The organism is Microbacterium sp. NPDC076768 (genome assembly GCF_040687205.1).
Lineage (GTDB): Bacteria > Actinomycetota > Actinomycetes > Actinomycetales > Microbacteriaceae > Microbacterium.
This window is the reverse complement of sequence record NZ_JBFBMU010000001.1, coordinates 356,787-369,177: the sequence shown is the minus strand read 5'-3', so window position 1 is coordinate 369,177 and position 12,391 is coordinate 356,787. Positions and strand designations below refer to the sequence as shown.

Here is a 12,391-nt window from a genome sequence, read left to right as displayed (position 1 = left end):
TGGCCGACATCCGTACGATCACCCGACATCTGCACCGCGAGATCGGGCAGGATCGGACGGGCGGGAGGAGGGGGCGGAAGAGGGAGGGGAGTTAGTGTTGGCGGTCGTCGTCGTGCCAGGGGCCTTCCCACCAGCCGGCGCGACCGTCGTCTGAGCTGCTGCGTCCGCGACGGGAGCGCACAAACTGCACGATGAACAGGGTCAACGTACTGACCAAGATCAAGACGACAACAAGGAACATCACGTCGCTCTGGTTCATGGGCGTCTTCCTTCCGCGGTATCCGCAACGATCTTCGCGGGGGCGAGAAGCCCATCGGCCGCGAGTGATGCGAGCGACGCGAGACGGGCTTTGTTGGCTGCCGCCCATCCGCTGCCTGGGCGGCGAGGGAAAAACCACTGCGCACTCCGAGGAGCCAGATTCCGGCGCCAGCTCGCCGCATCGGAAGCCGTGAGGCGTTCGCCGTCGTCGAGTGCACCCACGCGCTAGTCCTTCGTCTTCACCGTGGTGATCGTCTCCGTGATGCGCGGCAGCAGATCGGCCACCGACTGCACGACCTCATCCGGCCGGAACGGGTACTTCTCGATCTCTGCTTCGTCGCTGATGCCCGTGAGCACCAGTACCGTGTGCAGGCCGGCCTCGATCCCGGCGACAACGTCGGTGTCCATGCGGTCGCCGATCATGCCTGTGCGCTTGGAGTGTGCGCCGATCTTGTTGAGGGCAGAGCGGAACATCATCGGGTTCGGCTTGCCGACGACGTAGGGCTCCTTGCCTGTCGCCTTCGTGATCAGCGCTGCAATGGCGCCGGTGGCGGGAAGCGGACCATCGGCGCTGGGGCCGGTGGCATCCGGGTTGGTGACGATGAACCGCGCTCCGCCGAGGATGAGACGAATCGCCTTAGTGATCGCCTCAAACGAGTAGTTGCGGGTTTCGCCGACGACGACGAAGTCGGGGTCGGTTTCGGTCATGATGAACCCGGCTTCGTGCAGGGCAGTGAGGATTCCTGCCTCGCCGATCACGAAAGCGGAGCCGCCCGGAAGTTGTTGCTGCAAGAAATCGGCGGTCGCGAGGGCCGACGTCCAGATCCGCTCTTCCGGAACGTGCAGGCCGCTGATGCGAAGGCGTGCCGACAGGTCGCGGGCGGTGAAGATCGAGTTGTTGGTGAGCACCAGATACGGGATACCGGCACTTTCCCATCCGGCGAGTAGCTCGGATGCCCCCGGTACGGCGTCGTTTTCATGGACGAGCACGCCGTCCATGTCGGTGAGCCAGCATTCGATGTCGTCTCGTTGAGCCATGTGCTCAGCCTAGAGGGCGCACCTGATTCGCGCGTGGCAACGACTAGGCCGTCAGCCAGACCACCTGCGCGGCGTCAGGAGGGAGCACCGCGTCTGTGCCGTTGATCTCGACACCGGACGGCGTCACACGCACGGTGGCCGCGACAACGAGGCCGAGAGCTTCAAGTGCACGGAGCAGTTCGGGGTCGCGGTCGTCTACCCGCAGCACTTGACCGGTGTGACCCTCTGGTGCGTCGCCCAGAAGCACGAACGGCACGCGTTCGACATGACCATCCGCGTCAGGGATTGCGTCGCCGTGGGGGTCGAAGCGCGGGCGGCCGAGGCGCGCATCGATGCCTTCCAAGAGGCGGTCGCTGATTGTGTGTTCGAGCACTTCGGCCTCGTCGTGCACTTCATCCCAGCCGTAGTCGAACTCCCGCACGAGCCACGTCTCGATGAGGCGGTGGCGGCGCACCATGGCGAGGGCGCGGAGGGTTCCGGTATCGGTCAGCCGCACTGCACCGTATGGCACGTGCGAAACCAGCCCGGCGGCAGCGAGCTTCTTCACCATCTCGGTTACCGAAGAAGGTGCGATTCCGAGCTTCGCCGCAAGCACCGACGGGGTGATGGGGGCATCTTGCCACTCGGTGTGCGCGTAGACGGTCTTGAGGTAGTCGTCAGTTGCAGGAGAGGCCACCTGACCAGCTTAGGTCAGCCGTTTAGGGCCAAGAGGAGCACACCGAATGCGACCTGCCCGGCAAAGAACACCACGAGGAACCCCAGTAGTGCCGCCGCGAGCGAGAGTCGTCCATCAAAGTCAGTCACCTCGGCCATGCCGATCTTGCGCGCCTTGAACGCGAGGATCAGGGTCACGATCCCCAGCCCGAGCTGCACCCACGGGCCACCGAACGGAAGGTAGTCGGGAAAGGCGATGAGCAGGCCTCCTGCCACACCCGTCACGAAACCGATCCAGGTGAGGATACGGACGTTGCGGCGAGCAGGTGCGACAGACATGGGGTCGAGCCTATCCGGGCCACCGGTCAAAGCCGACCGCGTAAGTGCGGACTACGCCCCCGTGAGCACCAACCACAGCAGTGCGCCGTTGAGTGCGATCAGGAGCAGAGACGCGACCACCCCAGCGGCGGTGGTCCATCCCCGATTCACCCACACGCCGAGAGTGCGGCGCTGCGCGGTGAGCACGACCAGGGGGATCAGGGCGAACGGGATGCCGAACGACAGCACCACCTGACTGAGCACCAACGCGAGCGTCGGATCGACGTTGAGGCCCAGAATCACCAGCGCAGGGATCAGAGTTATCAGGCGCCTCATCAGCAGCGGGATGCGCACGTGCAACAGTCCGTGCATGATCTCGGCTCCCGCATAGGCGCCCACCGATGTCGATGCCAGCCCCGATGCCAAGAGCCCCACGGCGAAAAGGGTAGCGACGACCGGGCCGAGCCCCGCCGCGAGGGCGGCGTGCGCGCCTTCGAGAGAGTCGGTGCCCTCAACGCCTGTGAGGTTAGCGGCGGCGAGCAACAGAATGCCGAGGTTCACGGAGCCAGCGATCACCATGGCAATCGAGACGTCCCACCGTGTGGCGGTGAGGAGCCGGCGGATGCGCGACGTCTCGGTGCGTGCTGCTTCATCACCGGCATGAGCGCTGGTGGCTCCGAAGCGGTCGCGCGTGAGAGAAGAGTGGGCGTAGATCGCGTGCGGCATGATCGTCGCACCGAGGATGGAGGCGGCGAGCAAAACAGATCCGGTGTCTTCGAAGCGCGGCACCATCCCCGCAAGCACCCCGGCAGGGTCGGGCGGCGCGATGAAAACACCCGCGACGAAGCCGACCGTGATGATCACCATCAAACCGATGATCACAAACTCGAACGGGCGTGCTCCTCGCCGACTCTGCACGGTGAGCAGAATCATGGAGACGGCCCCGGTGATCGCACCGCCGAGCAGGAGTGGCACATTGAAGAGCAGGTTGAGGGCGACCGCACCGCCGATGATCTCGGCGAGGTCGGTCGCCATGGCGACAAGTTCGGCCTGCAGCCAGTACGCGCGGCGTGCCCAGGGGCGACGCAGTCGTGTGCCGAGCACTTCGGGGAGGCTCTGGCCTGTGACCACACCCAACTTGGCCGAGAGGTATTGGATCAGCCACGCCATGATGTTGCCCGCGAGCACGACCCACACCAGCAGGTAGCCGTACTGCGCCCCGGCTGTCATGTTGCTCGCCACATTGCCCGGATCGAGGTACGCCACACCAGCCACCAGTGCGGGCCCCAGCAGCCAGAGGCTGCGCGGCGGGGTTACCCGCGCTTGACGATTTTTAGGCACACCGAAACCGTACCGCATTCGGTTGTCGTTCGAAGCACCAGCGTCCCCGGCGATAACCTGGCGGGATGGATGACACTGCGCCGCAGAACACGGCCTCAGATGAACCCGCAGTGTCGGCTGGTAGCTCGACAACGCAACCGGGGTACGGCGTCGGGCCGTGGCCCGGTGGAGCAGACGCGTGGCCGGACGGTGAGCAATACGATCAAGAGCTTCTTGCCGCTGGTGACACACGCAACGTGATCGATCGCTATCGCTACTGGCGGATGGAGGCGATTGTCGCCGACCTCGACACCCAGCGGCATCCGTTCCACGTAGCCATCGAGAACTGGCAACACGACATGAACATCGGGTCGATTGTGCGCAGCGCCAACGCGTTCCTTGCGGACACCGTGCACATCATTGGTCGTCGTCGTTGGAACAAACGTGGTGCCATGGTCACTGACCGCTATCAGCACGTTATCCATCACGAAGATGTGGAGACGTTCACCGCCTGGGCTGTTGCCGAAGGTCTGCCCATCGTGGCGGTCGACAACGTCGATGGTGCGGTGCCGGTGGATCGGGCCGATCTCCCGCAGCGCTGTGTGCTGCTATTCGGTCAGGAGGGTCCGGGATTGTCGGCCGAAGCGCTCGCCGCGGCGTCTGCGCACATCGAGATCACGCAGTACGGTTCAACCCGCTCGATTAACGCCAGTGCCGCGGCTGCCGTCGTCATGTACGAGTGGTGCCGCCGCTACGCCGACTAGCAGTGCGCCAGCGCTAGCCGGTGCGCACCCCGGAAAACTCACTGGAGAACTCTGTGCGGACGCTGGTGAACTCTTTGCGCACGTTCTCGAACTCTTTGCCGATCCCGTCAAAACCGTTCTGCATTATGCGCAGGAACAGTGTCGAGATCAGCGTGGCGGTCGCGAGCATCCCCCCAGCGAAGATGCCGATCAGTGTCCATACTTGTGGTTCCGTCATCCCCAGCATCCCCTCAGTGTGTCTTGATCATCGTCGAGCGCACCAGGGGTTGAGCCGCAGTATTCCGCGGATTCCGGCGGTTGGGGAGAAGTGCTTTTGAAGTGGGTCTGTGCAGTGAATCAGCTCAGGCGGGCTGTGAGCGTGATTCTCTCGTCCACGGCGATGCGCACACTGTGCAGGCGGTGGTGACTACCTTCTGCACCGAGGTGTTCGTTGAGGTCGTGGGATCGACCAACCTCAGCTGCGATCGCTTTGCGAGCCGCCCGCAGCGCCAGATCGACAAGAGGATTCTTGCTCCCGATCTGTAGCGCGCGCACCGTCAGAACACCGTCGGGGGTCACGACGAGCCTCGTCATTCCCGTGAGTGAAGCACCGAGAACTTTCCAGCGGATGCGTGTCTTCCCTTCGATGCGCACCCCGTCTGCGCCGTCTTGCACGACGCTGACCGAAAGACGTCGCAACCTGATTCCTGCCTCGTTCAGGGCCGGGCGAAGACAAGCGACCAGAAGCGGAGCCAAGTCCGATTCTTTGACAGAGGCGACGAGCGAACCATTCATCCCCTCCCGTTCGTCAGCGATACGGAGTGCGTAGCGACTCTCAGGGCGGGTGGAAACCTCGGGCGCGGCATACGTCTGCCACTCGATTGGAGCGTTGTGTAGCTGCAGGTCGAGGGTGATCGGAATGCGTTCGACCCGCACGGGGTCTGCCAGCACGCGTATGGTGTGGGCGAATCCGCTGGATCTGCTGACGACAGCTGGTGAGCTCGCTGTCCTTTCAGGTGCAGGTGTGCCCTCTGAGAGGCGGAAGCGCAGCTTCGCCCTGCTCGCATCAATCGTGAGGTGTTCGAGATCGCTGCCGGTCAGCGCCACTGAGATGCGTACGTCGTCGAGCCCGTGGATCGTGAACTCGGAATCATCAGGGTGCAGAGACGCCCGTAACCACTGAGTCACGTTCGAGGAAGTCCCAGGCCACTCTGGTGTCGTCATCACGCGGGCGCTCCGATCCAGCGTCCAGAACGCACGCGCCAGCCAAGTGTTCCCAATCGGGCGAGCAGATAAACGCCAAAGAACGAGATAGCGAGCCAGACGAGACCAGCGACACCATCGACGCCTGTCGCGGCGACGCCCCACAGGGCCGGAAGAAACGGCACAAGGTTGAGCAAGCCAGCGATCGCGAGGTAACGAACGTCATTGGCGCCCATCAGCACGCCATCGAGAACGAACACGATCCCAGCGATCGGTTGGGCCACTGCCAGCACCAATAGAGCGGGTTGCACAAGTGCCGCGATTGTTGCATCGCCCGTGAATACAATGCCGAACACACCGGAGAGAGCTGCGATGAGCACGCCGACAGCGACACCAAACCAGGCACCCCACGCGACCGTGCGAGCGAGCACCCGGTGCACCTGTTGCTCGTCTCCTGCCCCCAGCTCCTTACCGATAAGCGCCTGGGCGGCGATCGCGAGTGCATCGAGAGCGAAGGCCGCGGCAGAGAAGATTGTGAACACAATCTGCCAACCGGCGAGCTCTTCGGTGCCGATGCCCGTGGCGACGCCCACGGTTGCAAGCAGCGCCACCCGCAAGCTCACGGTGCGCAAAAACAGCCAACCACCAGAGGTTGCGGTATTGCGCATGCCGGCCCGTTGCGCTCGCAGCGATGCGCTGTGCTTCGTTGCCATCCGTCGCACGACCAAAACGTATGCGGCCACCATGCCCCACTGTGCCGTGACGGTCCCGGCGGCGGAACCGGCGATGCCCCAGCCGAGCCCGTAAATGAACAGCCAGTTGAGAAGTGCGTTCGCGCCGAAGCCGAGCCCCGCGATCCACAGCGGAGTCATGGTGTCTTGCATTCCGCGCAACAAACCGGTGGCGGCGAACACGATCAGCATTGCCGGAAGACCCCACATGGAGATCACGAGGTAGTCGTTCGCCTGAGTGGACACCGCGTCACTCGCTCCGAACAATGACACCAGCCAGGGGGAGGACACCGCCCCCACCACGGCAAGCACGGAACCGAGTCCGAGGGCGAGCCACATGCCGTTGATGCCGACAGAGACCGCTTCGCCCGGTTGTCCTGCACCGAAGCGGCGGGCAACGGCGGGCGTGGTCGCGTAGGCGAGAAACACCATCAGCCCGACGATCGTCTGCAACACAGCCCCGGCGATACCGAGTCCGGCCAGCGGGGTGGTGCCAAGATGCCCGACGAGAGCGGCGTCGACGATAAGGAACGCTGGCTCTGCGATGAGTGCGCCGAGCGCGGGGATGGCGAGGCGCAAGATCTCTCGGTTCAGGGAGGTGCGCGCCATCATCCTTTGAGCCTATGACCTGGTGCCGACTTTGCTGGTCGGTCACACCCCAGTGTGGGAGGCGGGTCATAGGCTGGGAACATGACTGACGTTCTTCCCGCGGGCCTCGCCCTTGACGAGTTCAGCTCCACCATTCGCCCCCAAGATGACCTCTACCGCCACGTGAACGGTGAGTGGTTGTCGCGCACAGAGATTCCGGGCGACAAGGCGCGCTGGGGGTCGTTCCATCTTCTGGCCGAGCAGGCAGAAAGCGACGTCCGCGCGATCATTGAAGAGTCGCAAGATGCGGCTGAAGGCACGCTCGCCCGCAAGATCGGCGACCTGTTCGCGAGCTTCATGGACACGGACCGCATCGACGCTGCAGGCGTGACGCCGCTGGCCGAGACGCTGGCGGAGATCGATGCCCTCGACAGTATTCCCGCGTTCCTCCGGCTGGTGGGCACATACGACCGCGACGGTCGTGCTGCGGTGATCGGGTTCTATGTCGACGGTGACCCTGGCAACCCGGAGCGCTACCTGCCCGTTCTCGTACAGGCTGGCCTCTCACTGCCAGACGAGAGCTACTTCCGCCTCGACACTTTCGCCGACACGAGAGCCGCCTACCGTGCGCACCTCGAGCGGCTGCTCGATCTCGCTGGTGTGCCGCACGCCGCAGAGAACGCCGACCGGGCGATCGCGCTCGAGACTCAGCTCGCCAGCCACCACTGGGACAACGTGCGCAGCCGTGACGCGGTAGCGACCTACAACCTCAAGACGTGGGATGAGTTGCAGGAGCTTGCCGGTGTCGACCTCACTCCGTGGCGAGAAGCCGTCGCCCCCTCCAAGGCTGGCGCGTTCGATGAGGTCGTCGTCGCACAGCCCAGCTTCGTCGAAGGGCTCGGCAGCTTGCTTGCGCCGGCGCACCTTGAGGGGTGGAAGGCATGGTTGCGGGCCAAGGTCGTGCACGCGGCCGCCCCGTACCTGACCGATGAGCTCGTGCAGGAGAACTTCTCGTTCTATGGCACCGAACTGACAGGCGTTCCCACCATGCGTGAGCGTTGGAAGCGTGGGGTCTCGCTCACCGAAGGTGCACTCGGCGAAGCAATCGGCAAGGTGTACGTCGAGCGGCACTACCCGCCGACGGCCAAGGCCGCGATGGACGAGCTGGTGGCCAACCTGATCGAGGCTTATCGTCAGAGCATCACCGAGCTCGAGTGGATGACGGCCGAAACTCGTGAGCGAGCGCTCACCAAGCTCGACTCGTTCACCCCCAAGATTGGGCACCCGGAGGTGTGGCGGGACTACTCCAGCCTCGAAATCGATCGCGCAGACCTGTTCGGCAACGTGCGACGCGCTTCGATCTTCGAGCACGACCGCAACGTCGACAAGATCGGCGAGCCTATCGACCGGGCAGAGTGGCATATGCCGCCGCAGATGGTCAACGCGTACTACAACCCGTCGATGAACGAGATTGTGTTCCCTGCGGCCATCCTTCAGTACCCCTTCTTCGATGCCGAGCGTGACGCAGCAGCGAACTACGGAGGAATCGGGGCCGTGATCGGTCACGAGATCGGCCACGGCTTCGACGATCAGGGCAGTCGTTACGACGGTGATGGCCGGTTGCAGGACTGGTGGACAGACGCCGACCGTTCCGCGTTCGAGGAGCGCACGAAGGCACTCATCGATCAGTACGACGCACTGGTTCCTGAGGGCCTGGCTCCCGAGCATCACGTGAACGGCGCCCTCACTATCGGCGAGAACATCGGCGACCTCGGCGGCCTGGGCATCGCCCTCCGCGCCTACGCGCTCTCCCTCACCTCCACCGCGGTCCCTGAGTCCGCCGCGGTCCCTGAGCCTGTCGAAGGGCCCGAGCCCGCCGCGGTCCCTGAGCCTGTCGAAGGGCCTGAACCCGCCGCGGTCCCTGAGCCTGTCGAAGGGCCCGTCATCGACGGTTATACCGGCGTCCAGCGCCTGCTGCTTTCGTGGGCGCAGGTGTGGCAGCAGAAGAGCCGTGATGCGGAGACTCTGCGGCTCCTGACGATCGATCCGCACTCGCCTAACGAGTTCCGTTGCAACCAGATTGTGCGCAACATTGACGCGTTTTATGAGGCGTTCGGAGTGACCGAAAGCGATGCGCTGTGGCTCCCAGAGTCTTCTCGCGTGACCATCTGGTGATCAATCAGCTGACTATTTGAAAACTACCCCGGCGGTGGGGATACGATAGCCCTGCCGCTGGGGAGCGCGTCCTCTCGGTATCCCGAAAAAACTTTCGTTAGGACCATGCGTGGGCGCTTCCGAGCCTGGTGAAGGGTTTCGCAACCCTGCAGTTCCCGAGTCTCTTAATGGCGCCCAAGAATCATCTGGTTCAGGCCGCCGTTCGCAGCGTACGAGCCGTCGTCTTCCGCGACGCACCGCTGTCGGTCGTCGTTCTTTTGTGACAGTGCTCCGTTCGCTTGAGGGCTTGGCAGATGCGGGTGCTCAGGTGTCGGTGCATGTTGTCGACCTCGACAACCATGTGCATGTGTTGGCCGGAGACGACCATGTGACGATGCCGGTTGCGGGTCTTGGCGTGGTGCCGTTGCTGGTCGAGGTAGCGGCGGGCTTTGCTGATGGAACTCTCGATCCGTTCGAGATCATCGAGCGCACCAGCGTCGAGCCGGTGGAGTCGGCGGGATTGTGGCGCAATTTGCATGCCCCCGCTCTTCCGCTGGAAGACCTGGCAGTGATCGCCGCCACCGCTGGCGATCCGATTGCGGTGAATGCTCTGCTCAAGAAGGTCGGGCATGACAAGGTACGCAAGCGCATCGAGTCGTTGGGGCTGCGGCGCACCGCGCTCCTCGACCGCTTTCGCGATCACCGTGGGCCTGACGATGCACCACAGGTTGCCGTCGGTTCGGCACGCGAACTCGCTGGCCTGTTTTCCGCGTTGGTCAACTCGCAGGTGGTCGATGCCGCCGTCAGCGCACAGGTGGCGGAATGGCTGAGCCTGAACCAAGACCTGAGTTTGGTGGCGTCATCCACAGGCCTGGATCCGTTTTCGCATGAGCATGATGCCCACGGACTGCTGTTTGTGAACAAGACCGGCCGTGACCGCGGGGTGCGTGCCGAGGCCGGTGTTCTGGCTGGCCCCCGCGCCGGGGTCGCCTACTCGCTCATCGTCTGTTTCGACGATCTGTCGATCACTCACCGTTTGCGCGCCCACGACGCGTTCCGCATCCTCGGTGTGGAACTCATGGAGTACACCCACTAGCTCCTCACGCGCGCAACGACGAGTTAGCAGGGAACCTACGATTCCCGGAACGGGCCGAGGAGGGGCAGACTGGGAACGTGCGTACCATTCGTGATCTCGACACCGTTGAACTCATCCTCGATGCACAGGGCTTGCTCGACTCCATTCGGGGTCCGCAGCGCGTGGTCGATGCAGGCACCCTGCGCGCTCTGCAGCAGTCAGGCAACTATGTCGTTGGCTTCTTCGACGGCGAGGGTGAAGAGGAGCGCATGGTCGGCGCCTCTATCGCTTTCTTCGGCGAGCCAGCACGCCGTGCGATGCACTCGCACATCACGGCACTGCTGCCCGAATACCGCGGGCGTGGGTGGGGTCGCGAACTCAAAGAGCACCAGCGTCAGTGGGCGTTCTCGCGCGATGTCGGCCGCATCACCTGGACGTTTGATCCGTTGGTGGCACGCAACGCGCACTTCTTCTTTGCAGTACTGGGTGCCCGCGCTACCGGCTACTCGGTGAACCGCTACGGCATCTTCGGCGGCGGAGACGCGGGCGACGAAAGCGACCGCCTCGACGTCGAGTGGGCGCTTGCCGATATCGCGAAGCCCCCGGCAGAGGACGCCATAGCGGAGATCCTCGAGATTCCGGCCGACATCGAATCGCTACGGGTCTCCGACCCCGATGCAGCTTTGGAGTGGCGCACTCGTCTGCGGGCGCAGATGGAGGGCCTGCTCGGCAGTGGGTTGCAGATCGCCGGCTTCGACACCGCACGCGGTTACCTCTTCGCCGCATCCTGACCCGGTAGGTTGACCGGTTCAGCCTCAACGACCAGCGGTAGAATGGGGTGCCCGTGCTCGCGGGTTTCCTTCCGCATCCGACCATTGGAGCCACCATGGCCGAACAGTCCCGCCTCGATAAGGTCATCGCCCTCGCCCGCCACCGCGGGTTCGTGTTCCAAGCGGGTGAGATTTACGGCGGTTCTCGGTCGGCCTGGGACTACGGCCCCCTCGGTACGGAGCTGAAGGAGAACATCCGTCGTCAGTGGTGGCAGACGTTCGTGCGTGGCCGTGGCGACATGGTGGGACTGGATTCCAGCATCATCCTCCCCAAGCGGGTCTGGGAGGCCTCCGGTCACGTCGCCACTTTCACCGACCCGCTGGTCGAGTGCCTGCAGTGCCACAAGCGCTTCCGCGCAGACAACCTGATCGAAGACTTCGAAGCTCGCAAGGGGCGCAAGGCCGAGAATGGTCTCGCCGATGTGCCGTGCCCCAACTGCGGCAACAAGGGTCAGTACACCGAGCCCAAATCGTTCTCCGGACTGGTGAAGACCTACCTCGGTGTGGTCGACGACGAGTCTGGCCTGCACTTCCTGCGTCCAGAGACAGCGCAGGGTATCTTCGTCAACTTCTCAAACGTGCTCACCGCGAGCCGCAAGAAGCCCCCGTTCGGTATCGGCCAGGTGGGTAAGGCGTTCCGCAACGAAATCACCCCGGGTAACTTCATCTTCCGCACCCGCGAGTTCGAGCAGATGGAGATTGAGTTCTTCACCCCGCCGGCAGAAGCACCGGAGTGGTTCGATCACTGGGTCGAGGCGTGCTGGAACTGGTTCATCGATTTGGGGATCGACCCAGAGAACATGCGTCAGTTCGATGTGCCAGAAGACGACCGCGCGCACTACTCGGCAGGCACCATCGACGTGGAGTACAAGTTCGGCTTCGCGGGCAAGGAGTGGGGCGAGCTCATGGGCGTCGCCAACCGCACCGATTACGACCTTTCGAGCCACAGCGAGGCATCGGGCACGAGCCTCACCTACTTCGACCAGGCGACAGGCGAGCGCTACACGCCTTACGTCATTGAGCCGTCGTTCGGTCTCACGCGCGCCATGATGGCTTTCCTCGTCGACGCGTACCGCGAAGAAGAAGTGCCGAACGCCAAGGGCAGCACCGATGTGCGCACCGTGCTCAAGCTTGACCCGCGCCTCGCGCCAGTGAAGGCAGCGGTCTTGCCGCTGAGCCGCAACGAGAAGCTCTCGCCGCTCGCTCGCGAGGTGGCAGACAAGCTCCGCGCGTCCTGGGCCGTCGACTTCGATGATGCGGGCGCGATCGGACGCCGTTACCGTCGTCAAGACGAGATCGGCACCCCGTTCTGCGTCACGGTCGACTTCGATTCGCTCGATGATCGTGCCGTCACGGTGCGCGACCGCGACACCATGGCGCAGGAACGCGTCTCGATCGACAACCTGCACACCTACCTCGCAGAGCGTTTGCGCGGCGCCTGACCGACAGCTCGATGAGAAGGCGCCGCGGCGCGTGGGG

The 12,391-nt window shown here is 63.9% G+C and carries 14 protein-coding genes; 5 read left to right on the top strand and 9 right to left on the bottom strand.

All coding sequences use genetic code 11. The features are described 5' to 3' along the window. Positions 1–91 precede the first annotated feature (91 nt). From AB0O87_RS01915 to AB0O87_RS01890, 6 genes are read right to left on the bottom strand one after another with little or no spacing between them, the layout of a single operon-like run. Positions 92–259, bottom strand: coding sequence for a hypothetical protein (locus tag AB0O87_RS01915; RefSeq protein ID WP_363511203.1), 168 nt, complete (start codon positions 257–259; stop codon positions 92–94). Next, complete coding sequence (locus AB0O87_RS01910) at positions 256–480, bottom strand: hypothetical protein (protein WP_363511201.1); 225 nt, start codon at positions 478–480, stop codon at positions 256–258. Before AB0O87_RS01910 ends, AB0O87_RS01915 begins: the two co-directional genes overlap by 4 nt. Before the next feature lie 3 nt (positions 481–483). Beyond that, positions 484–1,296, bottom strand: coding sequence for an HAD-IIA family hydrolase (locus AB0O87_RS01905; RefSeq protein WP_363511199.1), 813 nt, complete (start codon positions 1,294–1,296; stop codon positions 484–486). Between the two features lie 43 nt (positions 1,297–1,339). Further along, on the bottom strand, positions 1,340–1,972 hold the full coding sequence (locus tag AB0O87_RS01900) for a metal-dependent transcriptional regulator (protein WP_363511197.1): 633 nt from the start codon (positions 1,970–1,972) through the stop codon (positions 1,340–1,342). A gap of 14 nt (positions 1,973–1,986) precedes the next feature. Then, entirely contained in the window at positions 1,987–2,289 is a 303-nt protein-coding gene (locus AB0O87_RS01895) for a hypothetical protein (RefSeq protein ID WP_363511195.1), read from the bottom strand. Positions 2,290–2,340: 51 nt separating this feature from the next. Then, positions 2,341–3,609, bottom strand: a complete 1,269-nt coding sequence (locus AB0O87_RS01890; RefSeq protein ID WP_363511193.1) for an Nramp family divalent metal transporter — start codon at positions 3,607–3,609, stop codon at positions 2,341–2,343. Positions 3,610–3,674: 65 nt separating this feature from the next. On the opposite strand from AB0O87_RS01890, the gene AB0O87_RS01885 reads away from it, so the two are divergent. Beyond that, positions 3,675–4,352, top strand: coding sequence for a TrmH family RNA methyltransferase (locus tag AB0O87_RS01885; protein ID WP_363511191.1), 678 nt, complete (start codon positions 3,675–3,677; stop codon positions 4,350–4,352). 13 nt (positions 4,353–4,365) lie between these two features. Here AB0O87_RS01885 and AB0O87_RS01880 read toward each other — a convergent pair whose 3' ends face one another. From AB0O87_RS01880 to AB0O87_RS01870, 3 genes are all read right to left on the bottom strand, one after another. Continuing rightward, positions 4,366–4,569, bottom strand: coding sequence for a hypothetical protein (locus AB0O87_RS01880; RefSeq protein WP_363511190.1), 204 nt, complete (start codon positions 4,567–4,569; stop codon positions 4,366–4,368). Positions 4,570–4,688: 119 nt separating this feature from the next. Continuing rightward, complete coding sequence (locus AB0O87_RS01875) at positions 4,689–5,519, bottom strand: hypothetical protein (RefSeq protein ID WP_363511189.1); 831 nt, start codon at positions 5,517–5,519, stop codon at positions 4,689–4,691. A gap of 35 nt (positions 5,520–5,554) precedes the next feature. Then, a complete protein-coding gene (locus AB0O87_RS01870) occupies positions 5,555–6,874 on the bottom strand; it encodes an MATE family efflux transporter (RefSeq protein WP_363512866.1) in 1,320 nt (439 codons plus the stop codon). A gap of 81 nt (positions 6,875–6,955) precedes the next feature. Here AB0O87_RS01870 and AB0O87_RS01865 point away from each other — a divergent pair, with 81 nt between their 5' ends. The 4 genes from AB0O87_RS01865 to AB0O87_RS01850 all read left to right on the top strand — a co-directional run bounded on the left by AB0O87_RS01865 (position 6,956) and on the right by AB0O87_RS01850 (position 12,354). Further along, positions 6,956–9,028, top strand: a complete 2,073-nt coding sequence (locus tag AB0O87_RS01865) for a M13-type metalloendopeptidase (RefSeq protein WP_363511187.1) — start codon at positions 6,956–6,958, stop codon at positions 9,026–9,028. 109 nt (positions 9,029–9,137) lie between these two features. Continuing rightward, positions 9,138–10,103, top strand: a complete 966-nt coding sequence (locus AB0O87_RS01860) for a serine hydrolase (protein ID WP_363511186.1) — start codon at positions 9,138–9,140, stop codon at positions 10,101–10,103. A gap of 77 nt (positions 10,104–10,180) precedes the next feature. Then, entirely contained in the window at positions 10,181–10,873 is a 693-nt protein-coding gene (locus AB0O87_RS01855; RefSeq protein ID WP_363511184.1) for a GNAT family N-acetyltransferase, read from the top strand. Between the two features lie 95 nt (positions 10,874–10,968). Next, positions 10,969–12,354 (top strand): glycine--tRNA ligase, encoded by a 1,386-nt coding sequence (locus AB0O87_RS01850; RefSeq protein ID WP_363512863.1) that lies wholly within the window; start codon positions 10,969–10,971, stop codon positions 12,352–12,354. Positions 12,355–12,391 lie beyond the last annotated feature (37 nt).